Source organism: Niameybacter massiliensis, from assembly GCF_001282685.1.
Taxonomy (GTDB): domain Bacteria; phylum Bacillota; class Clostridia; order Lachnospirales; family Cellulosilyticaceae; genus Holtiella; species Holtiella tumoricola.
In genome coordinates this window covers 112,906-136,302 of sequence record NZ_LN875033.1, presented here as the reverse complement: position 1 = coordinate 136,302, position 23,397 = coordinate 112,906, and the positions used below count along the sequence as shown (strand labels likewise).

Here is a 23,397-nt window from a genome sequence, read left to right as displayed (position 1 = left end):
AAACATTACGTAGGAGGGAAGATAAATGAATGGTGTAGAGACGAAAGAAAAAAGCCCAATGGGGTTAAAAGTGAAAATTCCAGAATTAATAATGATTTTAATGTCGTTTGCTTTTGCAAGAGTAGGATTTTATGAGTATTTTTATACTGTAGGAATTGCATATGTTGGCAGTTTGTACGAAAAAACAGAAATACGAAAATGGTCTATACTTTTTGCGACTTTAGGCGTTTTTTCTTTAATGCGTTTTGATGTAGGTACTTTGAAATATGTACTTATGATCGGTCTCATTAGTTTAGTACGTAAATGGTTAGAAATGAATCACAAAGAATGTACATTGCAAAATCAATTAGTGAGTACATTTGCAAGTATTTTCTTGGTGGATTTATTGAGTACACTCATCCAAGGATTTAATCTTTATACATGTGCTATTTGTATTGTAGAAGCATTAGTTGGGATGGCATTGACTTATATATTTGCATGTGGTACTTCTATAATCTTACAACGTAGACAAACGCCTTTAACAAGTAAGGAGAGTATAAGCATTACAATCATGCTTGCATTAGCAGTTGCTGGAGCATTAGATTTCTATATTAGTGTACCTATATGTAAAGAAATTTATTTTAGGGATATGGTTGCATATATAATCCTTATTGCAGTTACTTATTTAGGTGGAGCAAATAAGGGTGTAACAATGGGAATTGTAATGAGCAGTTTACTTGTAATAATAGGATACATATCTCCTGCATTTGTAGCTATATATGCCTTGACAGCGTTAGTAGGTGGAGTGTTCTTGCCTATTGGCAAATGGGGAGTTATACTTGGAGGATTAATAGGACAACTTGTAGGATTCTCTATTTTTAATGGAGGAAGATTAGACTGGAGTTTGATAGGAGCTTATGGTATAGCAGCAGTTATTAGCTTTATTATTCCTAAAAATTATTTTGGAATTGCAAGTTGGTTTTTGGAAAAGAGTATAGAACAGAATGAACAAATTCACTTAGAACGCATTCAAAGGATTATGACTACTAGATTAAAACATATTGTAAGAGGATTTGAACAACTGGGAGATAGTTTTGAAAAAGTACGACCTAAAAGAATGGAATTTACGCCTAAAGATATGCGAAATATCATTGAAGACACGGGAGAAAAGCTTTGTGTTGATTGCTCTATGAAGCAGTTTTGCTGGGTTCAAGATTTGAAGACAACTTATCAACATGCCTATGAAATGATTGATACATTTAAGGATAAAGGGTTCATTTCTGAAGCAAGTATACCTCCTCTTTTCAAAGAACACTGCCCTAATGCATCTAATTTTGCTTATGTAATGAGTTTTAAGTTAGATTTATTGCGTCAAAATACAATGTGGCATAACAGATTCATAGAAAATAGAGCATTAATGGCAGAGCAACTTAAAGCGGTTTCTACTACTTTGAATAGTTTAGTAAATGAGATAGAAAAAGAAATTTACTTTAATAAGGAAGAAGAAAATCTTTTGAAGGAAAATTTACTAGCACAAGGGATTCACTTAAAAGATGCAATGGTACTAGAGAATAAAGGGAAAATCCAATCTATTGAAATTTATACAAGTAAACAAGATGATGATTACCCTGATATTATGGCTAGTGTAATTGAAGATACCTTAGGGTATAAAGTAGCACTAGAAAGTATGATGAGTAGAGAAGAAAATTATGAGTATAAGTGGAAAATTAAGAATACCTATCGTGTAACAGCAGGTTATGCAATTTGTGCTAAAGAAGAAATTAGTGGAGATGTTTATACCTTTATGGAAGTAGATGATGATCAATATTTACTTGCTTTAGCAGATGGTATGGGAAGTGGAAGAGTAGCTTATGAGGAAAGTGCAGCTACAATTGAAATGCTAGAAGATTTTATGGAATCAGGATTTAGAAAAGATTTAGCGGTAAGAATGATTAATTCTGCTCTTATTCTAAATGATGATGATGAAGTATTTTCTACTGTAGATGTAACGTTAATTGATCGTAAGACAGGTATGGCAGAATTCCTTAAAGCAGGGGCAGCGACAAGTTTTATTCTACATGATGGAGATGTAATGCCAATTAGGATGAATAGCCTGCCAATAGGTATAGTAAAAGATGTAGATTTAGAGATAAAACATGTACAACTTCATGATGGTGATATACTGATTATGATTACTGATGGAATCCTAGAGGCTTCAGGAGATATACTAGGAAAAGAAAAGACGTTTAAACATTTTATCTTAGAATGTAAAGGACAAGCACCTCAGTATATGGCAGATTATTTAATGGAAAAGAGTAGAGACTTATTAGGAGTTCAAGTTGGGGATGATATGACAATCATTGTAGCGCGTATCTGGAAAGAGCATTAAAATGAAATGGAAATGAATATTTCCTTGAGATTATGGCATACTTTAAACACAAGTATGTAATGGGAGGAAATATGAGTAGAAAAGTAGTCGTTAATGGTAAAAAGAGTGATTGGTATGAAAGTGCTACTTTTGTATTGAAAGATACTACACAAGGATGTCAATACCCGCGTGATTTAGAGAATTATGCAGAAGAACTCATAGAGAATTATTTAAAAAAAGGTGGGAGGTCACATCAGAATACAGACTCCTATAAATGGATTGATAACTTTTTCTTTATAAGTATAGGAATACTTATTTTTATAAGCATCATAGGGCTTATATTTTGACTTTAAGGTGTATGATAAATATGCCTTTTTTTATTGTATTTTAATTTTAAATATGTTCTAATACACATAGAAAATGGCAAAATTAAAAGAGGATAAAAGATGGTAAAAGACATAGAAGAAAAGGTGAAACGATATATTATAGAGAATCAACTCATTTCTCCGGGGGATACTATAGTAGTAGGTGTATCTGGAGGAGCAGATTCTATGATGTTATTACACTTTTTAAATGCATATAAAGATTATTTTCAAATTCATTTAAAGGTAGCTCATATACATCATGGTATTAGAGAAGAAGCTAATGAAGATAGAGATTACGTAATACAAGTTGCAAAAGATATGGATCTACCGTGTTATGTTCATCACTGTAATATAAAGACGCTAGCAAAGGAAAAAAAACAAAGTGAAGAAGAAATTGGAAGAGAAGAAAGATATAGTTTCTTTATATCTTTAACAAATCAAAATGATAAAATTGCTACAGCACACAATACTAATGACCAAGCAGAAACACTTATTATGAGATTTTTAAGAGGAACAGATATAAAAGGGCTTGGAGGTATCGGGGCAAAACGGGATAATATTATACGCCCTATTCTTTGTTTATCAAGGAAGGAAATTGAAGCGTACTGTGAAGAAAAAGGTATTAAATACAAAAATGATCACACAAACTATGAAACAGTATACACGAGAAATAAGATTCGACTAGAATGCATTCCTTATATTCAACAAAATATTAATCCCAATATTGTAACAACGTTATTTGAACATAGTCAAACTTATAAAGAACAAGAAATATTTTTAGAGGACTATACAAACAATATCTTTAATAAAATAGTAAAAGTAACTACTCATCAGATAGAAATTTTAATAGAACCTCTTTTAAAAGAGAAGACTTATATTCAAAAGAGAGTTTTATACAAATGTGTGTCTACTTTTATGGGACATAGTAAAGATATTACTCTAAAACATATTGAGCAATTGGTTGATCTGCTAAGTATGCAAAATGGAAAAAAAGTTTATTTACCATATGAAGTTATTGTATATAAGAATTATGAAGTACTTTTGATAAGTCATCCAATTAAGGTAGGAATTTCTAATTATGAGTATACCCTACAACTGGGTATAAATAAGATAGAGGCTTTAGACTTCACAATTCAGTTACAGTTTGTTGACAGGAAAACATTTGAACAAAGCCAGCAAAATATGTATACTAAATATATTGATTATGATAAAATAAAAGATAACCTATGCTTACGTACAAGGCAGTTAGATGACTATATTGTCTTAAAGAATGGGTCTAAAAAGTTGAAGAAATTCTATATTGATGAGAAGATTCCACAGCACCAAAGAGACTTATATCCTATTATATCAGATGGGAAAGAGGTCATATGGGTTTTAGATTCAAGACTGAATATCAATTATTTTGTCACGAATCAGACTGACAATATACTAGAAATCAAAATGATTAAATGACAAAAGCTCAGGAGGGATTATGTTGAAATTAGAAACGCTCATAGCAGAACAAGATCTTCAAAGAAGAATAGAGGAATTAGGAGCGCAAATATCAAAAGACTATGAAGGTAAAGAAATCATAATGCTTTGTGTGCTTAAAGGTGGCGTTATGTTTATGACTGACCTTTCAAAGCGTGTTACTGTACCTATGAAGATGGAGTTCATGGCTGTATCTAGCTATGGAGATGAGTACAAAAGCTCAGGTATCGTAAAAATTATTAAAGATTTAGATGAGCCAATTGATGGAAAAGATGTATTAATTGTAGAAGACATCATTGACTCAGGACGTACACTAAGTTATCTGAAAAATATCTTAGAAGGTAGAAATCCAAACAGTATTAAAATCTGTACATTATTAGATAAACCTGATCAACGTGTAGTTGATGTTGAAGTAGATTACGTAGGGTTTACTATCCCAGATAGCTTTGTTATAGGTTATGGTCTTGATTATCATCAACTTTATAGAAACCTTCCTTACATTGCAGTCAACAAAGGAGAATAAGTGCCGGGTTTAAAGCCAGGAAGGAGGAGAGAAGAATGAAAGGTAAAATGAAAGGTGGTATGCTCTACTTAATTATTGTAGGTGTACTTCTTATTGCCATATTATTTGGTGCTAACCAAAACTTTGCACCAAAAGAGCAATTATCACTTGGACAGTTAATGACTAACTTATCTGAGGGTAATGTAGATCAGATGACAGTTAGGTTATCTGGAGATGATATTGCTTATGTAACATTTACACTTAAAGGTTCAGATAATGAATCAACTATTCCAGTTGTACAAAGTGAATTTGCTGAATATTTAAGAACGTTACCAAATGATGTAATTGCAAATATGAAACTTGACAGTTACGTACAACAACAAAGTATGTTCTGGCCAATCTTCCAAATTGTAATTACAATTGGTATGTTTATCTTTATCATGGTATTCTTTATGCAACAGATGCAAGGCGGTGGCGGCGGCGGTGGCCGTGGTGTCATGTCATTTGGTAAGAGTAAAGCTAAAATGACTGTAGATGACAAAGGTTCCACTACTTTTAAAGATGTTGCAGGTTTAGATGAGGAAAAAGAAGAGGTATCAGAACTTGTAGACTTCCTCAAAAATCCACGTAAATACACTGAGATTGGAGCAAAAATACCAAAAGGTATCCTACTTGTAGGACCTCCAGGAACAGGTAAAACACTTCTTGCAAAAGCTGTTGCAGGAGAAGCTCAAGTACCATTCTTTAGTATTTCAGGTTCTGACTTCGTAGAAATGTTCGTTGGGGTTGGTGCATCTCGTGTGCGTGACTTATTCGAACAAGCGAAAAAGAACTCTCCAGCAATCGTATTTATCGATGAGATTGATGCTGTAGGTAGAAAGCGTGGAGCCGGTCTTGGCGGTGGACACGATGAAAGAGAACAAACATTAAATCAATTATTAGTTGAAATGGATGGATTCGGAGTAAATGAAGGGGTTATTATTATCGCTGCAACTAACCGTGCGGATATTCTTGACCCAGCGCTTCTTCGTCCAGGTCGTTTTGACAGACAGGTAGTTGTAGGAAGACCTGACGTAAAAGGTCGCGAAGCTATCCTTAAAGTACATGCAAAAGGTAAGCCACTTAATGAAGACATTGACTTAAAAGTTGTAGCACGTACAACTCCAGGTTTTACAGGGGCAGACCTTGCTAACTTAATGAATGAAGCTGCATTACTTACAGCTCGTCATAATAAACGTGCTATTGATATGGAAGAAGTACAAAAAGCATTTATTAAAATTGCTGTAGGTACAGAAAAGAAAAGTCATGTTGTTACAGAAAAAGAAAAACGTATTACAGCATTCCATGAAGTTGGGCATGCACTTATTCATGAGTTATTAGATGATATTGATCCAGTACACAGTGTATCAATCATTCCAACTGGATTTGCAGGTGGTTATACAATGCCACTTCCTAGAGAAGATAGATTATATAGAACAAAATCAGCTATGCTAGATGAAATTGTATCTTTATTAGGTGGTCGTGCAGCAGAAGAAATTACATTTGGTGATATCACAACAGGCGCATCAAACGATATTGAACGTGCAACACAAATTGCTCGTGATATGGTTACAAAATATGGTATGAGTGAACTTGGCCCAATCAAGTTTGGTGATGAACAAGAAGAAGTATTCTTAGGACGTGACTTCTCACATCAACGTAACTATAGTGAAGATGTAGCAACTGCTATCGATCAACACATTCGTGCAATTGTTGAAAATGCTTACCAAAGAGCAAAACAATTACTTAATGACAATATCGATATTTTAAATAGAGCATCTGAAATTCTTATGATTAAAGAAAAAATCACAGGACATGAATTTAGAAAAATCATGCGTGGTGAAGAGATTAATATGGAAAAAGTTGAAGAACAAAGCATTTTCAACTTTGATGAAGTAGAAAAAGAAGCAAAACAATTCTTCCAAGAAGAAGCAAAACTTGAAGAGGCAACTCATCAAGATGTAATGGATGAAGATGAAGAGATTTAATAAAAAAGCTTAGGGTAGATACCCTAAGCTTTTTTTATTGATGTACATGAGTTTGGTTGTGGTTCGTATAGAATAAAAAAGATAAAGTTTAAGAGTGTGACCTCATTTAAGAGGTCTGTCTATCAGTAAATAGTATGTTATAATATACCGTAGAAAATGTATATCTGGGGGGAACTAGATGGAGCTTAATTGGATTAAACAAAGTAATACATTATGTTTAGGAAAAGAAATTGCTTACTATGAAGAAATAGATTCTACAAATACAAGATTGAAAGCATGGGCAAAAGAAGGAGCAATGGAGGGAAGTATAGTTATTGCAGAAGAACAATTACAAGGTAAAGGTCGCTTAGGACGCATATGGGATTCACCTAAAGAAACAGGTATTTGGATGAGCATCTTAGTTAAACCACAAATAGGAATAGAAAAAATACCTCAAATAACTTTATTAGCAGGACTAGCTACCTGTGAAGCGATAAGGAAAACGACAGGCCTTGAGGCAATGATTAAATGGCCTAATGATATTGTGGTCAATAATAAAAAAGTATGTGGTATACTATGTGAGTTAGTAAACACAGGGAAAGACACAGCTGTTATTATAGGAATAGGAATTAATGTAAATAGTAAAAAATTTCCTGATGACTTACCTTATGCAACTTCATTATATTTAGAAGGTAAAGAAGTTTACATGAGAGAGCCTATTATAAGTTGTTTACTTGAACAATTAGAAGGTTATTATATACAATATAAGAAACAACTATCACTACACAATATTATTGAGCAATATAAAGATAAGTGTATTAATATGAATAGAGAAGTTAATATTGTTAGTAGTACTGAAAGCTATAGAGCAACAGTAAAAGATATTGATGTAGAAGGTAGATTGATTGTACAAAAGCAAAATGGAATAGAAGAAACAATTTTAGCAGGTGAAGTCTCTGTTAGAGGACTTTATGGCTATATATAGAAGGAGTTTAAGATGGAAAAACAAATTGTAATTAGTGTATCACCTTATAATCATAAATATTATTTCGATCCAAAGTTTAATGATATTCCAACTGAAATTAAAGAAGAGTTAGCAGAAGCTATTGCAGCTATTGCAGAAAAAGTAAATGCTATTATTTCAGTAGGATTTAATGAAGACGGCCAGATCTTTATAGACCAAACGGCAGATGAAGAAATTTTTGTAGATGAGATAGGTGCAGCTTTGGAGATAAAAAGACTTCAAAAAGATAAAGCAGAGCTTCTTAAATCATTACAACTTTGGTATATGGTTTACCGTAGTGAACAAGGACAAATAGTAAAAGAAATTGTATTGATGCAAAGTCAAGGCAAAACAACCGAAGATCTATTAGATATAATTGAAGAGAAATATGGTTTAGAAGGAAGAACTTTTGCACAGGCTTTATTAAATTAGGAGGGAATCTATGATTTTAGCGATGGACGTAGGGAATACTAATATTGTACTTGGTATAATGAAAAATGATAAGCTGATTACAAGCTTTCGGCTTACTACGCAAATGCCTAGAACGTCAGATGAATTTGGTGTAACGATTACAGGGATGCTACAGCAAAAAGGTATTCAAGTAAATGAGATAAAAGATGTTATCATTGCTTCGGTTGTGCCAGATATCATGTATTCTTTAACTAATAGTATTAAACGTTATTTTAACCTAAAACCTATGATAGTGGGGCCGGGATTAAAAACGGGTATTGCTATTCGTACGGATAATCCTAGAGAAATGGGTGCAGATCGTATTGCTAATTGTGTAGCAGCATATGAAAAAATAGGTGGTCCATGTATAGCTATTGATTTTGGAACAGCTACAACCTATGATGTAGTTAATGAAAAGGGAGAGCTTATAGCGGCAATTACATCTCCAGGAATACGTATTTGTGCAGATGCTATGTGGCATAGAGCAGCACAGCTTCCGCCTATAGAAATAAAGAAGACAAAGAGTATATTAGATGCAAAGAATACAATAACAAGTATGCAGACAGGCTTGGTATATGGTTATATCGGACAAGTTGAATATATAGTGAAACAAATAAAAAAAGAATTAAATGATCCAGAGATAAAAGTCATTGCAACAGGTGGCTATGCAAGAATTATTCAAGATGGTACTGATGCTATTGATTATTATGATGGTTTATTGACATTAAAAGGACTTAATATAATTTACAAAAAGAATAGATAGGATGATTTTAAGTGAAATTTAAAAATGTAGTAACACCGAATAACGTGTTTTTAGCACCGATGGCGGGTATTACAGATTTGCCTTTTAGGCTCATATGTAAAGAATTTGGTGCGGGTATGGTCTATACTGAAATGGTAAGTGCGAAAGGTCTATTTTATGATAGCGATAGATCTAAGTTACTTTTAAGTGTAGAAAAAGAAGAGCATCCAGTGGGAGCTCAACTCTTTGGAAGCGATCCTAAGATATTAAGCGATATGGCGAAGGTTGTTTGTGAAAGTGATGTAGACTTTATTGATATTAATATGGGATGTCCAGCACCTAAGATTACTAAAAATGGAGAAGGATCAGCGCTTTTAAAAAGACCAGAGCTTATTGGTGAGATTGTTTATGCTGTTGCAAATGCAATAGATAAACCTCTTACTGTAAAAATAAGAAAAGGTTTTGATGATGAATCTGTTAATGCGGTCCAAGTAGCAAAGATTATAGAGCAAGCGGGTGCAAGCGTTTTAACCTTACATGGACGTACAAGGGAACAGTTTTATAGTGGTGTAGCTGATTGGGATATTATTAAAGAAGTAAAAGATGCTATTAATATTCCTCTTGTAGGTAATGGAGATATACGTACTCCAGAAGATGCAAAGCGTATGATGGATGAAACGGGATGTGATGCAGTATTAATAGCACGTGCAGCGCAAGGAAATCCTTGGATTTTTAAACGTACAGTACATTACTTAGAAACAGGAGAGCTACTTCCAGAACCTACTTTAGAAGAACGTATTCCTATTATTTTAAAACATGCTGAAATGTTAACAGCACATAAAGGGGATTTTATTGGAATTCGTGAAATGAGAACCCACCTTACGGCATATGTAAAAGGACTTCATGGGGCTACTGAATTTAGAAGAAGATTAACACAAGTAGAGTCTTTAGATGACATTAAGCATTTATTAGATGAAATGAACGAAGAACTTAAAAAGCGCTAAGAATGTTCTTGTACATGCTCTCATAGAATACATATGAATAGATGTTTTCTAGGGGGAAAATAGATGAGTAAATTTGCATGTATATATTTTATAGAGAATAATATAATATTATCTAAAGATAGGTCTTTTAAAGGAAAGCATCCAAGAATGACTATTGAATCTACATGGTATGAACAAATAGAAAGTTATAATGTAACAATCTATGCACCATATCAGAAGTTAACACAGAAAAATTGGCAATACCTTGAAAATCAACTTTTGTTGAAAAATGTGGAATATGCATATATACAAAATGGAGGTAAACAAAATCAACTATTTGAGGAGATCCATATTATAAGTGGACAAGAAATTTTGCCTTTAACTTCATACTATATATTGAAGTATATAGAAAAGTATAAACTCGTTCCAAAAGATATATTTAATAATAAGGTAGGAATCATTGCCGGTGAATTAGAAGAAACTATTGATCTCATAGGGAATATAATGGATGATATTACAGACTTAACTTTGTTTGCACCACAACCTTTAATCTATAAGGATATTGTTATTGCTTTACATCAAAAGAAACGATTAAAGGTAAGGGTTGTTAAACCTGAAAAGGTGATACTAAGTAAGATGGATATTGTATTTGATTTAAAAGATAGAGGCATCTACGCAACATGGTGCAGTCCCAACGCTATCTATATAGATTATAAGAATAAAGTAGTAAGGTATATGGATCAAATTGGAGGGGCGCTGCCTAGAATATGGTATGATTTTGATATAGTATGGGAGGGTCGGTTAATTAAGCTTTTTGAATTGCAAATGATATTAGCAGTTCAAGGCATAACAGGACGCTCTTTAAGAAAAGAATTTAAACAGCTAAACCTAAGCATTCGAGATGTCTACACTAGGCGCATAAGTTGACATCTAGCTTAGAGTGGGTTATAATTTTAAAATTAATAGTTGAATGCGCTTTAGAAAGGGAGTATTTTAAAATGGCAGAGAAACAAATATTACTCACATATGAGGGGATTAAAGCCTTAGAAAAAGAACTTGAAGAACTCAAGACAGTTGAACGTAATAAAGTCGCTATTGACTTAAAAGAAGCGAGAGCACAAGGTGATTTATCTGAAAATGCTGAGTATGACGCAGCAAAAGATAGACAAGCTGAGATTGAATCTCGTATTGTTGAAATTGAAAAAATGCTCAAAAACGTTGTTGTTATTGACGCTGATGATGAAGAAACGGCTGATAAAGTTAAGCCAGGACATAAAGTAAAATTACAAGACCATACATTTGAAGAAGAAGTAGAATACCTTATTGTAGGTTCTACAGAAGCAGATCCTGTAAATGGTAAAATTTCAAACGAATCACCAGTAGGTGCAGCTCTTATCGGGCGCCAAGTTGGAGATGAAATCGTTGTGGAAACAGAATTTGGAACAGATCGTTATACAATTTTAGCTATATCAACTAACTAAAGATTAAGTTGAAGCACGGAGGAGGAAAAATTTTGTCAGAAGTAGAACAAAATGTAGTAGAACAAAGTATAAATGTAAATGAGCTTATTAAAGTACGTCATGATAAGTTAAAAGATTTACAAGAAAAAGGTAAAGATCCATTCCATATTACAAAGTTTGATGTTGATGCACATAGTCAAGATGTTATCAATAACTTTGATGAAATGGAAGGCAAAGATGTAACAATTGCTGGACGTATTATGGCAAAAAGAGATATGGGTAAAGCGTCATTTATTCATATTCAAGATCAACAAGGTAGAATCCAATCTTATGTTAGAAAGGATGAACTTGGTGAAGAAGATTATGCAGAATTCAAAAAATACGATATCGGTGACCTTGTAGGGATTACTGGACTTGTATTTAGAACACAAAAAGGTGAGATTTCTGTACGTGCACATAAAGTTACGCTTTTAGCAAAGAGTCTTCAAATTCTTCCAGAGAAATATCATGGATTAAAAGATACAGAAGTACGTTATAGACAACGTTACTTAGACCTTATTGTAAATCCAGAAGTAAAAGATGCATTTGTTAAACGTTCTATGATTATCCGTGAAATTCGTAGCTTCCTTGATCAAAAAAGCTTCTTAGAAGTTGAAACACCAGTACTTCACTCAATTGCAGGTGGTGCTGCGGCTAGACCATTTATTACACACCACAATGCATTAGATATTGATATGTACATGCGTATTGCTCTTGAACTTCACTTAAAACGTCTTATCGTTGGTGGATTTGATAGAGTATATGAAATTGGTCGTGTATTCCGTAATGAAGGTATGTCTGTAAGACATAATCCAGAGTTCACACTTCTTGAACTTTACCAAGCATACGCAGATTACGAAGATATCATGAACCTTACAGAAGAACTTATTCGTCACGTATCAAGAGCTGTAAATGGTACAGCTGTTGTAGAATATAATGGCGTTACAATTGACCTTGAAAAACCATTTGCTCGTTTATCAATGGTAGATGCAGTTAAACAATATGCTAACGTTGACTTTAGAGCAATTGCGGATGTAGAAGAAGCACGTAAAGTTGCTAAAGAACATCATATTGCATTTGAAGCACATCATGGTAAAGGTGATATCCTTAACTTATTCTTCGAACATTATGTAGAAGAACACCTTATCCAACCAACATTTATTACAGAACATCCTGTAGAAATTTCTCCACTTTCAAAACGTAAACCTACAGATCCTGAATACACAGAAAGATTTGAGTTATTCATCGTAGGACGTGAGCATGCAAATGCTTTCTCAGAACTTAATGATCCAATTGACCAAAGAGGACGTTTTATGCACCAAGAAGAACTTCGTGCAGCTGGTGATGATGAAGCAACTGAAATGGATGAAGATTTCCTTACAGCACTTGAATATGGTATGCCTCCAACAGGTGGTTTAGGTATTGGTATTGACCGTTTAGTAATGCTCCTTACCGATTCTTACTCAATTAGAGACGTACTCTTATTCCCAACAATGAAACCAATTAACGAATAATAAAAGTGAAATCAACGATTTTAAAGATTGAAAATTAGAATTTACGACTGATTTACGACTAAATAAAAGAGAATACGTTCAAATAAGCAGAGTGAAGAAAAATCTTTACTCTGTTTTTTGTTTTAAGATTGCTTAAAGGGACACGATATGTGTATAATGTGTGTATAGATTTTGGGGGAAAGGAAAAGAAAATGAAGAAACGAATTAACATATCGTTAGATGAAGCTACGGCTGAACAATTAAAAAAACTAGCTACACAAGATCATAAGAATGTTTCACAATGGATTTCGGACGCTGTATGGAGAGAAGAAAAATTAGAAAGAAAAGGAAAGGCTAGGGAAGAATAATGGAGAGAACAGTAATAATAAATACAATAGGAATTGAATATCATACACCCAATATTGAAGGTGGAGAATATAGTTATGTTCAAGAAGCAGGTTCAAAAGCAAAGCTTGAAAAAGCAATGGGTCGAGAAGTAGAACATTATAAATTAGATATAAGATTTGAATCTGGAGATGTTGTTGTGTTGGTGGAAACAAAACAGAATTTTACATCAAAGGACGAAAAGCAATTAAATGAATATGTGGAGGAAGAAAAAGCTTTACATTGTGGTAAAAAGATAATTGCGATATTGGCTAATACTAATAATGATAAGATTAAGGTATGGAAAAATAGTATTGATGATGAGAGTATTCTTACTACTGAGACTGTCCTAGATAAAATGGAACATTATGTAAGACTATTCGATATAAATAAAGAGAATGATAGAGAAAAGGTACTAAAAAATACTTTAGCTTTAAATGAATTACTTCATAAAATGGATATTAAAGAAGACTTGAGAAGCCAGTTTGTTGGAACGACTCTTTTGTATATTAAAGATATGGTTAATAGAGCAGGTGCCACAAAGATAGACAATGAACTTAAAAATGATCTAAATAAAGTATGGTCTATGATGGATGAGAAGTCTATTAGAGCCGGAATAGAATCTACTCTAAATGGATTATTAGACGGATGTGATAATAAAACAAAAAAAGTAGAGCTTCTTCAAAAAAATGTTTTAAATAACCAGAAAGTAAGAAAACTTAACAAAGAAAATTGGATTAAGATTCTAGATACAATCCTCATAGATATATATAAGTATATTGATGCAGATAGTTCAGAAGGACAAGACATATTGAATCTATTTTTTATTGCATTTAATAAATACACAGGAAAAGCAGATAAAAATCAAGCATTTACCCCTGATCATATTACAGAATTTATGTGTAGATTAACAGAAGTAGATCGTGGAAAAGTAGTACTTGATGCAACCTGTGGTAGTGGTTCATTCTTAGTTCAGGCAATGGTAAAAGAGCTTGCAGATTGTCGTAAGGGAAAAACTGAAGAAGAATCTATAGAGTTAATGAAGATTGTTAAAGAAAAACATATCTATGGGATTGAGGTTGAAGAGAAAGCATATGGACTTGCTACTACCAATATGTTGATTCATGGAGATGGAAATAGTAATATTAAATTTAAAAGTTGCTTTGATTGCGTAGATTTTATTAAAGAAGCAGACCCAGATATTATTTTAATGAACCCGCCTTATAATGCTAAACCAATTGGAATTCCTGAACGTTACAAAACCAATTGGACTAAGGCAGCTAAAGAGGGAAAAGAAGATCCAACAAAAGGGTTAGTATTTATTCATTTCTTGTCTGATATTATTAAGGAAATGAATGATAAAAGAGAGAAGAATAACGAATCGAGAAAGTATGTGAAGCTTGCAGTATTATTACCAGTTTCAGCAGCAATTGGAACAAGTAATATTATTAAAAAAGAGAAAGAAGCCATGTTAGAACATAATACTTTAGAGGCAGTATTTACATTGCCAAATGAAATATTTTATCCAGGAGCCTCAGCCTCAGCTTGTTGTATGTTATTTACCTTAGGAAAATCACATGTTAAAAGTGATGGAACAGTAAATGAAACCTTTTTTGGATATTTTAAAGATGATGGTTTTAAAAAGAAAAAAAATCTAGGAAGAGTGGAACAATTTGATGAAAATGGCTCTTCAAAGTGGAAGAGTATAGAGGAAAATTGGTTGAAGCTATTTCATAATAAGAAAGTAGTTGATGGATTATCTGCAACAGCTGAAGTAGATAGTGAATCAGAATGGTTATGTGAAGCTTATATGAAAACAGATTATAGTAAGCTATCAGAATTAGATTTTCAAAATACTGTTAATAATTATCTTGCATATTTAATGAAAGAGGGAAAGATATATGAATCTGGAAACTAAGAGTTGGGAAGAATTCCAGATTAATAGATTGTTTGATGTGGAATATGGTAATGGCTTTACATTAGATTCTTGCGAAGAAACAACAAAAGAAGATAGTGAAAAAGTGAATTTTGTGGCAAGAACTAGAGAAAATAATGGTGTTACAGCATACGTAAAACGTATTGATGGAGTAAAACCGAGCCCAGCAGGACTAATTACAGTAGCAGGAAGTGGAAGTAGTACGTTATCCACATTTGTTCAGGAAGATGAGTTTTATAGTGGGTATCACCTGTTTATTTTAGTTCCAAAGGAAGAATATCCCAAAGAATGTAAACAGTTTATTTGTGTATGTATTGAATTAGATAAGTATAAATATTGGTATGGACGACAAGCAAATAAAACACTTCCATATATAAAAATTAGATTACCAATACAAAGAGATCAACAAGGGAATGCTATTTTAGATGCTGAAAATAAGTATTCAGAAGAGGGTTTTATCCCAGATTGGGATTTTATGAAAAAATTTATGAATTCTTTGAATCATAAACCTCTTACTACTAACAATAAAGATAAAGTAATTAGCTCTTTACAGATTGAGAAGTGGGAGGAGTTTACATTTAACGATTTATTTACATTAAAAGGGGGTTTTTATAATAAAAAACCAGAACACTCAAAAGAAGGAAATATACCTTTTTTAGCATCAACTGAAAATAATAACGGAGTAACTGAATATTATTGTTTAGAAGATATTCAATCATGGGATAAAGTTGGCAATAAAGATGATACGCTTGAAAAGAAAATATATAAAGGAAATTGTATTGCGGTTACTGTAAATGGATCTGTTTGTAATGCCTATTACCAAAAAGAGAATTTTACTTGTAGCCATGATATTACAGCCTTTTATATAAAAGGTTATAATATGAATGTATATCTAGCAGAATTCCTTTGCACAATAATTATGCATGAGAAATATCGATGGAGCTATGGAAGAAAGCCACATGATATTAAAAAATTCGGGAAATCAATAATTAAGCTTCCAATTCAACGAGACAAGGAAGGAAATCCTTTAATTGATAAAAATTGTAAATACTCGGACAAAGGATACGTTCCGGATTGGAAATTTATGGAGGAATATATAAAGTCCTTACCTTATGGTGACAGATTGGAAGGATAAAATAAAAGAATTCAATTATATTCAAGCTATTGTCTAATAGAGTTTGAAAAAGCTATCAAAATACGATAAAAATCGTTTTTGATAGCTTTTTTTATTCCTCAAAGTTATCAAAGACTTCTGGGCAATGTTCAGCCATAAATAATGCATTTGCTAAATATTGAATTGCAGATTGTTTTTGTGTACTTAAGGAATTGAATAACCAGTCAATATTTTGACAGTCTACACTGGCTCCACCGTTAGGACCCTTAAGATGTCTTATTTCTTCAGCAGGGATATTAAGTACAGTACAAGTATCTTCAAGCAACGCACTGTTAATACTTTTTCTACCCCTGAATGATTCATATGTTTTCCTATTTGTAGAATAATCGAAAGATTTGTTTAGTAATCTGTAAAGTTCTTCGTAACCAATATTCATTAATTCCATATTATCCGATATTTTCTTGTGAATAGCATCATTAGTACTAGTATACTTTTTTGAACTATTCATTTGTACAAGCATACAAGAAACAATATGTTTATGAATATGATTCAATGAAGAATATTTTTCTTTAAACTTATGTAGTTTCATATATTACCCTGCATTAGGCTATGCAGGGTATACACCTCCTTTGTTAGATTGTAAGATGAGTATAACAAGGTTAACCGAACAAGTAAAGCAAGCGCTAGCTTTACTTAGAAAGGAGGAAAAAAATATGCAACTTATAGGGATGGCTTATTCAATTAACGGCAATGGTGAGAAGGTAACTACAATTCATGTAGCCGAAGAGTTTAACGCCTATTACACCAATAGCCAAACGGGTAGAGGTTGTGTGGGTATGAGAGTAGAATCAATTTATGTTGGTAATTATGATTGTTCAGGGTTCAAAGTAGGAATGGATGTAGATATACTTTACGATCGAGCTATAACTTCAAAAGGAAAAACATTTCAACCTATTAAGCGTATTGATGTTTTAAATAAATAGTATTAATAGCATAACTGAAAAAACTATGGATTTAAATGTAGAAAGTATTCTTGATGAATATTTTTAACATACGAGCGATAGGGGAATTTAGCTGTATAAAGTATGAGTTTTCATTACTTTATAAGAGGTATTGATATGGTAGGCTGGCACAGCGTGCCTTCAGGCTTTAGCACCTAGTACGGTTTTTGCTAGGTGGTGGAGCCTGAACCCAAGCCTGAGATACCGTATCAATGGGTTCCTGTTGTCAAGTATTTAATAGCCTAGGGGTTAACAGCTACTTGAAGGAAATTCTAGGCGTTAAATTTAATGCTAGAAGTTAATATGATGACTGGGTTAATAACTAAAAGTATAGATTTTAAGAGAGGGTGATATGATTTGGAACTCGTAAAAATAATAATGATAGTATTGTTGTTATTTATTTGTGCATTGTTAGTTGAAAAGGCGTTGCATATGTCCTTTTCATTAAAGCAACTTGTATATCAACTAAAAACTGATATAAGGGTAGTTATAAAAGCTCTAACCTCAAAAGAAGTTATAAGACACTGCTTTTCACAACAGCTAGCTGAAGAGCTTAAAAATGTTTCAAGACCCTACTCGAATATTACATTTGATATTGATATAGCTACATCGTTTAATTCAGGAACACCATTTATTGGGGTGCATTTCATTCCACATCATAAAATGGAGGTTGAAGAATTAAATGAGGTTACAAATTTACTACTATTAAAGTTCAGAAGATACTTATTGATAAATAACTTAAGTTGGAAAACCTTTGCTTGTTTCAGTAGTGGTCATGACTTTGTAAGAGTATATCTATACTATGCAGAGGTGCAGGAGGACTCAGAAAATTTTAAATATAGATATAAGATGACGATAAGAGAAAATACTGATACTGACTACGGAATACTTGAAGATGATGATTTAAACAAGGAACTAGACGATGTTGATTAAACTTGGATATAACGAGACAAAATGGAAAGATGGCATAAAGGATGTTTTTTTTTGGAATACAGCAAAGGTACCACATATTTTAATATCTGGAATAACTGGTGGTGGAAAAACAGTGCTATCACAGATGCTTGTAAATCCACTCCTTGCTTCACGAGTAGATATTGCAATATGTGATTACAAAGCAGGAGGAGATTGGAATGGCATTATCCCTAATTATGCTGAGTTTACGAAGTGTGAGGAAGTTCTAAATGAGTTTTATAATTCTTTTATTGAATCAGTTGAAAGTAAAGTATATAAAGAAAAATATCTTGTGTTTGATGAATTTTCAAGTTATGCATTATCTAAAGATACAAAAGAATTCAAAGAACTTATGTCAAAAATTAGCCATATTGCATTTATGGGGCGTAGCTTCGGGTACCACCTAATATTTATAAGTCAGCAATTCAATGCAAAGGTATTGGATACTGCTATTAGAGAACAATTTGGAATTAAAATATATATGGGGTCAACAATTTCAACAGAATCAGCAACTATGCTATTCCCAAATTGTGAAATCAACAAAAGCCTACATCTTCCTAGTTGTTGTGGATACATATCAACGCCTGAAAAAAATATAGATATTATTCGAATTCCTTACATAAAGGAACCAGATAAATTAAAGAAGTTATTGGTTCAAAAAGGACAGGCATATTTTGCTTAATTCGTTAAAGTGGGTGGCGGTGGCGTAGACACAAGCCATCCACTTTAACATAGGTGAGCTGTTAGTATTACCAGCTCACTTGTGTAACTGTAAATTTTATAGTTAATATCTGAGTATTCAAGAGGTCTGGGGTTACATGAAAATTGTAACTTGTGAAGGAGGAGGTGTAACTATGGGGAAATTTTCAAAAAGTATAAAAGGTCGTGCATGGATAGGAACTGTTCAGATTGCTAACATGGAGAAAGCAGGGTTATCTAAAGTAGAATATGAAAACCCGGAACAGTTAGCAGAATTTATATCTGAGACATGGTCTGCTAGTGGTAAGCGGCGTGTTGCTGGCGTTGCAGTATGTGTTAGTGCTAAGGGACTATATCACGCACATGTAGTATTATATGGAAATCTAACTACACTAGGAAATGTTGCAAAGATACTATTTGATTCGCATATTGAACCGCAATTAGGTGGTAAAAAAGAATTAAAAAGTTATTTATTAAAAGAACCGCCGTATGACGAAAAGGGTGAGCAGGTTTTACACACTAAGGGATTAGATAATATACAAGATACTAAAGGTAAAAGGTCTGATCTTGAGGATATAGAAGAGTTATTAGAACAAGGATTTACTCCAAGAGAAATAATGGAAAATTTTCCGTATAGAAAATATGAAAAGATGATAAAGTCAGCATTTATCGATAAACGAATACAAGAAACACCATTGTTAAAAGAAGATAAGAAATGTATCTGGATTGTTGGAGAAAGTGGAACAGGAAAGAGTTATTATTATTACCAATTATGCCAAGAGCATGGTGTTGAAAATATCTACTTTGCAACAGATTTTGAAAATGGTGGTTTGGACTTTTACATAGAACAAGGTGCACCGCCTATTCTTTTTATGGATGAATTTAAAGGGGATATGAGATTTGCACAGCTTTTGGTAATGTTAGATAAATTTTCAAGAGCACAGGTTCATTGTCGTTACTCAAATTGTTTCTGTCTATGGAGTACGGTAGTTATTACATCTGTTTTTCCACCAGATGAAGTCTATGCAGGAATGGTTGATGATGCAAAAAAAGATAGGGATAAAATTGACCAACTTATTAGACGGCTAGATGTGATTGAATATAGATATAAGCAAGATGGAGAATATAGAACTTTTTCTATTCCTGCAAAGGAATATGTAGATTATGATGATTTAAAGAAACGTGCATTAGAAGAAAAATAGATTACTCCTAGAGGGTGTTTGTGCAAAGGGGGATTATATGGCTAAAGAAGTACCAATATGGGAAAAATCAAATCTTACACTTGAAGAAGCATCTGCATACTTTGGGATAGGTATTAATAAGCTAAGAGACCTTACAAACGATAGGAATTGTCGTTTTGTACTATGGTGTGGTAGCAAAAGACTTATTAAGCGGAAGCTATTTGATAAATACATAGAAGAAATATATTCAATATAATCAAATATTAATGTAATTTTATAATAGACAATAAGAACACGGTTGAGATATAATAATTTTGAGCGTGTTCTCTTTAATGTTATGAAAGGAGAAATTATCATGGCAGTAGAGAGACGAAAGGATAATAAAAATCGAGTATTAAAAGATGGAGAATACCAAAGAGCAAATGGTACATTTGAGTATAAGTGGAGAGACAAAAGAGGTAAACGTCATTCTATTTATGCGAAGACCCTTGAAGAACTACGCAATAAAGAAGCAGATGTTCTTAAGGATGTATTAGACGGAATAAGAGCAGATAAAAAAGATTTCACAATAAATGATTTATATAAGCTATGGATACAGTTAAAAAGAGGATTAAAAGATAATACACTTCAAAATTATAAGTATATGTATACACAGTTTGTAGAATCAGAGTTTGGAAATACTAAGATAGTAGATTTAAAAAGGACAGATGTTAGAGCATTTTATAATCTGCTTTTGGATGAAAGAAAACTTAAAATCTCAACTATTGATAGTATTCATACAGTGTTACATCAAGTTCTAGAGATTGGGGTAGAGGATGAGTATCTTAGATATAATCCTTCAGATAATGCTTTGAAAGAGTTAAAAAGGGCTCATAATAATGACTCGGAGAAAAGAAAAGCACTTACTGTATCGGAACAAGAATTATTCGAATCGTTTTTACGTAAACAAGGGCAATATAATAGATGGTATCCTATTTTTATAATACTGCTATGGACTGGAATGAGAGTAGGAGAAATTACTGGATTGCGTTGGTGTGATATTGATTTAGAAGATGAAACGATAAGTGTTAACCATACCCTAGTTTATTATAGTAGGGGAAAAGCAGAAGGTTGTTCATTCGCTATCAATACGCCAAAGACAGAAGCAGGAAAAAGAATAATTCCTATGGTGCCAAAGGTAAAAGAAGCATTTCTTTTAGAAAGGCAATATCAAGAAGAATGTGATTTAAAGTGTAATGCAGTTGTAGATGGATATACAGATTTTATTTTCATCAATCGCTTTGGTGGCGTACAACATCAGGGAACACTTAATAAGGCATTAAGGAGAATTATTCGAGATTGTAATTATGAAGTATTAGATCATAGTAAGCAAAATGTAATTACACTCCCTAGATTTAGTAATCACTCCTTACGACATACATTTACGACAAGGATGTGTGAAGCAGGAGTAAATATAAAGGCAATGCAGGACATTCTAGGACATGCTGATGCAGAGATTACAATGAATATTTACGCAGAAGCTACAAAGGATTTTAAACGTACAGAGTTAATTAACTTTGAAGATTATTTTAATGAACAGAAGACAGTTCAAGTTAAGATAATCTAGCTTACGACAATCTTACGACAGATATACGACCACTTATATAAAGTAGCATAGAGTTTTAAAATAAATAATAAAAAGGAATATCCTAAAATAGGGATATACAGAGTAACAGAGAGTTATAAATGAAGGGGTAACATTTCCCAACAATGAAACCAATTAATGAATAATCTTAATAAAAAAGATACCCGCATATTAATATGTGGGTATCTTTTTTTTATTTAAGGTATTGTTTGCTTCAATGGAAGAAACAATATAAGGCATAAGGTTAGGTGTATCAGAATAATAGCTTAGTATAAGTATATTAAGTGTATAAGAAGCATCTACGGTTAATGGAGAACATAGTATCTTGCCATATAACTTTATAAATTCAGCCTGTGAGCTGATAGAACAAGAAGAGATATAGGTCAATGTCTGATCTAAAATAGTATTTATTCTTGAGGAATCAAGTTTTAATAATATTTGATTTAGAGCAAGGCAGGTATATTTAAGTGCAATATCAAATTCTTTCTGGGTGGCATAAATACTAGCAAGATAGCCATAGATTTCAATCAAATCATCTCCATAGCTAACTTTTTTGTAAATATGAATAAGTGGTAAGACTTTCTCAAAAAGCTTATTAGCTTGTAAGAGGTTTGAACATTCTAAATGAGTATGTATAAGATGTAGATTAATCTTGATTTCTTCTTCTAGGGCTAAATCATGCTGTTTTAATAAAGAATCATACAAGGAAATAGCTTCTTTAGGTCTGTTAAGCTTACGAAGGCAATGCGCTTTTATAAATTTTAATTCTGTTGTTAAAGTAAAATGCTCCCGATAGATGCTTATTAAATCTAATGCTTCTGCATATTTAAGGAGTTTATAATAAGAATGAATAGTATAGTTATAAACTTGTTCAGTATAACAGGAGGAACAATGAGGCTGATAATGTAAGAAGAGATATGAGTAATCCAGAACGTCTTTAAACTGATTTAAATAATAGTGACAATGCATAAGATGATAAGTTATATCGATGTATTTAGGATCCGCATCTTTTTGGTTAATACATTCTAAGCTAACTAGAAAATAAGTTAAAGCCTCTCTATAAAGGTGTTGTGATTCAAAAAAAGTACCTGCAATTTCAAAAAGAATTGTACGTTCTTGATTAAGATTATATTTTTCTAATAGGAGAGACATTTGAAAGAAATCGTTATTATGTAAAGAAGTTTTAATTAACTCAGGATGTGATATAAGATTAGAAATAAAAGTTGATGCGATAGATTGTGCCTGTATAGTAGGAGATTCTAGTAAATATTCTAGAGTGGTATTGAATGGTAATCCTTTAGCTTTACAAAGCTCCCTCATATTTTCAAATAATACTTGGGCAGTAGAGGGATTAAGAGCAGTTTTATTTGTTTCAATCATACTAAGCATATTTCTTGTAATGTATGTTCCACATAATTCGGATTGTTTAATTTTATATTGCTGACGTAATACTTTGAGCTTTTCACCGGGAGACAGAATTTTAATATCCATGATTAACCTCCAGATTATATCAAATAAGTGTTAATATAATCATATAGAAAATTGTACAAAAAGTAAATAAATATTTAGACTAATTACAAAATAATAGTATATATCTAACAAAGTGATAAAGTATGTTGACAATAAAAGGCATAAGGCATTATACTA

23 protein-coding genes are annotated in these 23,397 nt (G+C 32.5%); 21 read left to right on the top strand and 2 right to left on the bottom strand.

The window, feature by feature from the left end; translation table 11 throughout:
* Positions 1–25 precede the first annotated feature (25 nt).
* The 15 genes from BN2390_RS02350 (at position 26) to BN2390_RS02280 (ending at position 16,315) form a co-directional block, all read left to right on the top strand.
* On the top strand, positions 26–2,368 hold the full coding sequence (locus BN2390_RS02350) for a SpoIIE family protein phosphatase (protein ID WP_053982745.1): 2,343 nt from the start codon (positions 26–28) through the stop codon (positions 2,366–2,368).
* Between the two features lie 71 nt (positions 2,369–2,439).
* A complete protein-coding gene (locus BN2390_RS02345; RefSeq protein ID WP_053982744.1) occupies positions 2,440–2,694 on the top strand; it encodes a hypothetical protein in 255 nt (84 codons plus the stop codon).
* Between the two features lie 99 nt (positions 2,695–2,793).
* Positions 2,794–4,164: a tRNA lysidine(34) synthetase TilS gene (tilS, locus tag BN2390_RS02340; protein WP_053982743.1), complete on the top strand. Its 1,371-nt coding sequence runs from the start codon at positions 2,794–2,796 to the stop codon at positions 4,162–4,164.
* A gap of 19 nt (positions 4,165–4,183) precedes the next feature.
* Positions 4,184–4,705, top strand: a complete 522-nt coding sequence (gene hpt, locus BN2390_RS02335; protein ID WP_053982742.1) for a hypoxanthine phosphoribosyltransferase — start codon at positions 4,184–4,186, stop codon at positions 4,703–4,705.
* 35 nt (positions 4,706–4,740) lie between these two features.
* Complete coding sequence (ftsH, locus tag BN2390_RS02330) at positions 4,741–6,711, top strand: ATP-dependent zinc metalloprotease FtsH (RefSeq protein WP_053982741.1); 1,971 nt, start codon at positions 4,741–4,743, stop codon at positions 6,709–6,711.
* A 178-nt stretch (positions 6,712–6,889) separates the two neighbouring features.
* Positions 6,890–7,675, top strand: coding sequence for a biotin--[acetyl-CoA-carboxylase] ligase (locus BN2390_RS02325; RefSeq protein ID WP_053982740.1), 786 nt, complete (start codon positions 6,890–6,892; stop codon positions 7,673–7,675).
* A 12-nt stretch (positions 7,676–7,687) separates the two neighbouring features.
* Positions 7,688–8,125 carry a DUF6145 family protein gene (locus BN2390_RS02320; protein ID WP_053982739.1) on the top strand — a complete coding sequence of 146 codons (438 nt, stop codon included), beginning with the start codon at positions 7,688–7,690 and terminating at the stop codon, positions 8,123–8,125.
* A gap of 10 nt (positions 8,126–8,135) precedes the next feature.
* Positions 8,136–8,906, top strand: coding sequence for a type III pantothenate kinase (locus BN2390_RS02315; protein WP_053982738.1), 771 nt, complete (start codon positions 8,136–8,138; stop codon positions 8,904–8,906).
* An 11-nt stretch (positions 8,907–8,917) separates the two neighbouring features.
* Positions 8,918–9,889 (top strand): tRNA dihydrouridine synthase DusB, encoded by a 972-nt coding sequence (dusB, locus tag BN2390_RS02310; protein ID WP_053982737.1) that lies wholly within the window; start codon positions 8,918–8,920, stop codon positions 9,887–9,889.
* A 63-nt stretch (positions 9,890–9,952) separates the two neighbouring features.
* The gene (locus BN2390_RS02305; protein WP_053982736.1) at positions 9,953–10,795 is read left to right on the top strand and encodes a hypothetical protein; all 843 of its coding nucleotides are present in this window, start codon (positions 9,953–9,955) and stop codon (positions 10,793–10,795) included.
* A gap of 71 nt (positions 10,796–10,866) precedes the next feature.
* Positions 10,867–11,349: a transcription elongation factor GreA gene (greA, locus tag BN2390_RS02300; RefSeq protein ID WP_053982735.1), complete on the top strand. Its 483-nt coding sequence runs from the start codon at positions 10,867–10,869 to the stop codon at positions 11,347–11,349.
* 29 nt (positions 11,350–11,378) lie between these two features.
* A complete protein-coding gene (lysS, locus tag BN2390_RS02295) occupies positions 11,379–12,881 on the top strand; it encodes a lysine--tRNA ligase (RefSeq protein ID WP_053982793.1) in 1,503 nt (500 codons plus the stop codon).
* 191 nt (positions 12,882–13,072) lie between these two features.
* The gene (locus BN2390_RS02290; protein WP_154668757.1) at positions 13,073–13,228 is read left to right on the top strand and encodes a ribbon-helix-helix protein, CopG family; all 156 of its coding nucleotides are present in this window, start codon (positions 13,073–13,075) and stop codon (positions 13,226–13,228) included.
* Positions 13,228–15,162 (top strand): HsdM family class I SAM-dependent methyltransferase, encoded by a 1,935-nt coding sequence (locus tag BN2390_RS02285; RefSeq protein WP_053982733.1) that lies wholly within the window; start codon positions 13,228–13,230, stop codon positions 15,160–15,162. The genes BN2390_RS02290 and BN2390_RS02285 overlap by 1 nt, the downstream gene beginning before the upstream one ends.
* The gene (locus BN2390_RS02280) at positions 15,146–16,315 is read left to right on the top strand and encodes a restriction endonuclease subunit S (protein WP_053982732.1); all 1,170 of its coding nucleotides are present in this window, start codon (positions 15,146–15,148) and stop codon (positions 16,313–16,315) included. The genes BN2390_RS02285 and BN2390_RS02280 overlap by 17 nt, the downstream gene beginning before the upstream one ends.
* Positions 16,316–16,406: 91 nt before the next feature.
* On the opposite strand, the gene BN2390_RS02275 is transcribed toward BN2390_RS02280, so the two are convergent.
* Positions 16,407–16,883 carry a hypothetical protein gene (locus BN2390_RS02275; RefSeq protein WP_053982731.1) on the bottom strand — a complete coding sequence of 159 codons (477 nt, stop codon included), beginning with the start codon at positions 16,881–16,883 and terminating at the stop codon, positions 16,407–16,409.
* Between the two features lie 124 nt (positions 16,884–17,007).
* On the opposite strand from BN2390_RS02275, the gene BN2390_RS02270 reads away from it, so the two are divergent.
* From BN2390_RS02270 to BN2390_RS02245, 6 genes are all read left to right on the top strand, one after another.
* Complete coding sequence (locus BN2390_RS02270; RefSeq protein WP_053982730.1) at positions 17,008–17,277, top strand: hypothetical protein; 270 nt, start codon at positions 17,008–17,010, stop codon at positions 17,275–17,277.
* A gap of 375 nt (positions 17,278–17,652) precedes the next feature.
* The gene (locus BN2390_RS02265; RefSeq protein WP_053982729.1) at positions 17,653–18,228 is read left to right on the top strand and encodes a hypothetical protein; all 576 of its coding nucleotides are present in this window, start codon (positions 17,653–17,655) and stop codon (positions 18,226–18,228) included.
* Positions 18,218–18,928 carry an ATP-binding protein gene (locus BN2390_RS02260; RefSeq protein ID WP_053982728.1) on the top strand — a complete coding sequence of 237 codons (711 nt, stop codon included), beginning with the start codon at positions 18,218–18,220 and terminating at the stop codon, positions 18,926–18,928. Before BN2390_RS02265 ends, BN2390_RS02260 begins: the two co-directional genes overlap by 11 nt.
* A gap of 172 nt (positions 18,929–19,100) precedes the next feature.
* The gene (locus BN2390_RS02255; protein WP_154668756.1) at positions 19,101–20,147 is read left to right on the top strand and encodes a P-loop NTPase family protein; all 1,047 of its coding nucleotides are present in this window, start codon (positions 19,101–19,103) and stop codon (positions 20,145–20,147) included.
* A gap of 37 nt (positions 20,148–20,184) precedes the next feature.
* Positions 20,185–20,382, top strand: a complete 198-nt coding sequence (locus BN2390_RS02250) for an excisionase (protein ID WP_053982726.1) — start codon at positions 20,185–20,187, stop codon at positions 20,380–20,382.
* 99 nt (positions 20,383–20,481) lie between these two features.
* Positions 20,482–21,732: a tyrosine-type recombinase/integrase gene (locus tag BN2390_RS02245; protein WP_053982725.1), complete on the top strand. Its 1,251-nt coding sequence runs from the start codon at positions 20,482–20,484 to the stop codon at positions 21,730–21,732.
* 189 nt (positions 21,733–21,921) lie between these two features.
* Here BN2390_RS02245 and BN2390_RS02240 read toward each other — a convergent pair whose 3' ends face one another.
* Positions 21,922–23,241 carry a helix-turn-helix domain-containing protein gene (locus tag BN2390_RS02240; RefSeq protein ID WP_053982724.1) on the bottom strand — a complete coding sequence of 440 codons (1,320 nt, stop codon included), beginning with the start codon at positions 23,239–23,241 and terminating at the stop codon, positions 21,922–21,924.
* Positions 23,242–23,397 lie beyond the last annotated feature (156 nt).

Coding starts and splice junctions, on each gene's coding strand:
- BN2390_RS02345 (WP_053982744.1), top strand. CDS start 2,440: ATGAGTAGAAAAGTAGTCGTTAATGGTAAAAAGAGTGATTGGTATGAA.
- tilS (WP_053982743.1), top strand. CDS start 2,794: ATGGTAAAAGACATAGAAGAAAAGGTGAAACGATATATTATAGAGAAT.
- BN2390_RS02325 (WP_053982740.1), top strand. CDS start 6,890: ATGGAGCTTAATTGGATTAAACAAAGTAATACATTATGTTTAGGAAAA.
- BN2390_RS02260 (WP_053982728.1), top strand. CDS start 18,218: ATGTTGATTAAACTTGGATATAACGAGACAAAATGGAAAGATGGCATA.
- BN2390_RS02305 (WP_053982736.1), top strand. CDS start 9,953: ATGAGTAAATTTGCATGTATATATTTTATAGAGAATAATATAATATTA.
- BN2390_RS02285 (WP_053982733.1), top strand. CDS start 13,228: ATGGAGAGAACAGTAATAATAAATACAATAGGAATTGAATATCATACA.
- BN2390_RS02270 (WP_053982730.1), top strand. CDS start 17,008: ATGCAACTTATAGGGATGGCTTATTCAATTAACGGCAATGGTGAGAAG.
- BN2390_RS02290 (WP_154668757.1), top strand. CDS start 13,073: ATGAAGAAACGAATTAACATATCGTTAGATGAAGCTACGGCTGAACAA.
- BN2390_RS02320 (WP_053982739.1), top strand. CDS start 7,688: ATGGAAAAACAAATTGTAATTAGTGTATCACCTTATAATCATAAATAT.
- BN2390_RS02315 (WP_053982738.1), top strand. CDS start 8,136: ATGATTTTAGCGATGGACGTAGGGAATACTAATATTGTACTTGGTATA.
- BN2390_RS02245 (WP_053982725.1), top strand. CDS start 20,482: ATGGCAGTAGAGAGACGAAAGGATAATAAAAATCGAGTATTAAAAGAT.
- ftsH (WP_053982741.1), top strand. CDS start 4,741: ATGAAAGGTAAAATGAAAGGTGGTATGCTCTACTTAATTATTGTAGGT.
- BN2390_RS02275 (WP_053982731.1), bottom strand. CDS start 16,883: ATGAAACTACATAAGTTTAAAGAAAAATATTCTTCATTGAATCATATT.
- BN2390_RS02240 (WP_053982724.1), bottom strand. CDS start 23,241: ATGGATATTAAAATTCTGTCTCCCGGTGAAAAGCTCAAAGTATTACGT.
- BN2390_RS02350 (WP_053982745.1), top strand. CDS start 26: ATGAATGGTGTAGAGACGAAAGAAAAAAGCCCAATGGGGTTAAAAGTG.
- BN2390_RS02280 (WP_053982732.1), top strand. CDS start 15,146: ATGAATCTGGAAACTAAGAGTTGGGAAGAATTCCAGATTAATAGATTG.
- greA (WP_053982735.1), top strand. CDS start 10,867: ATGGCAGAGAAACAAATATTACTCACATATGAGGGGATTAAAGCCTTA.
- BN2390_RS02250 (WP_053982726.1), top strand. CDS start 20,185: ATGGCTAAAGAAGTACCAATATGGGAAAAATCAAATCTTACACTTGAA.
- BN2390_RS02255 (WP_154668756.1), top strand. CDS start 19,101: ATGGGGAAATTTTCAAAAAGTATAAAAGGTCGTGCATGGATAGGAACT.
- hpt (WP_053982742.1), top strand. CDS start 4,184: ATGTTGAAATTAGAAACGCTCATAGCAGAACAAGATCTTCAAAGAAGA.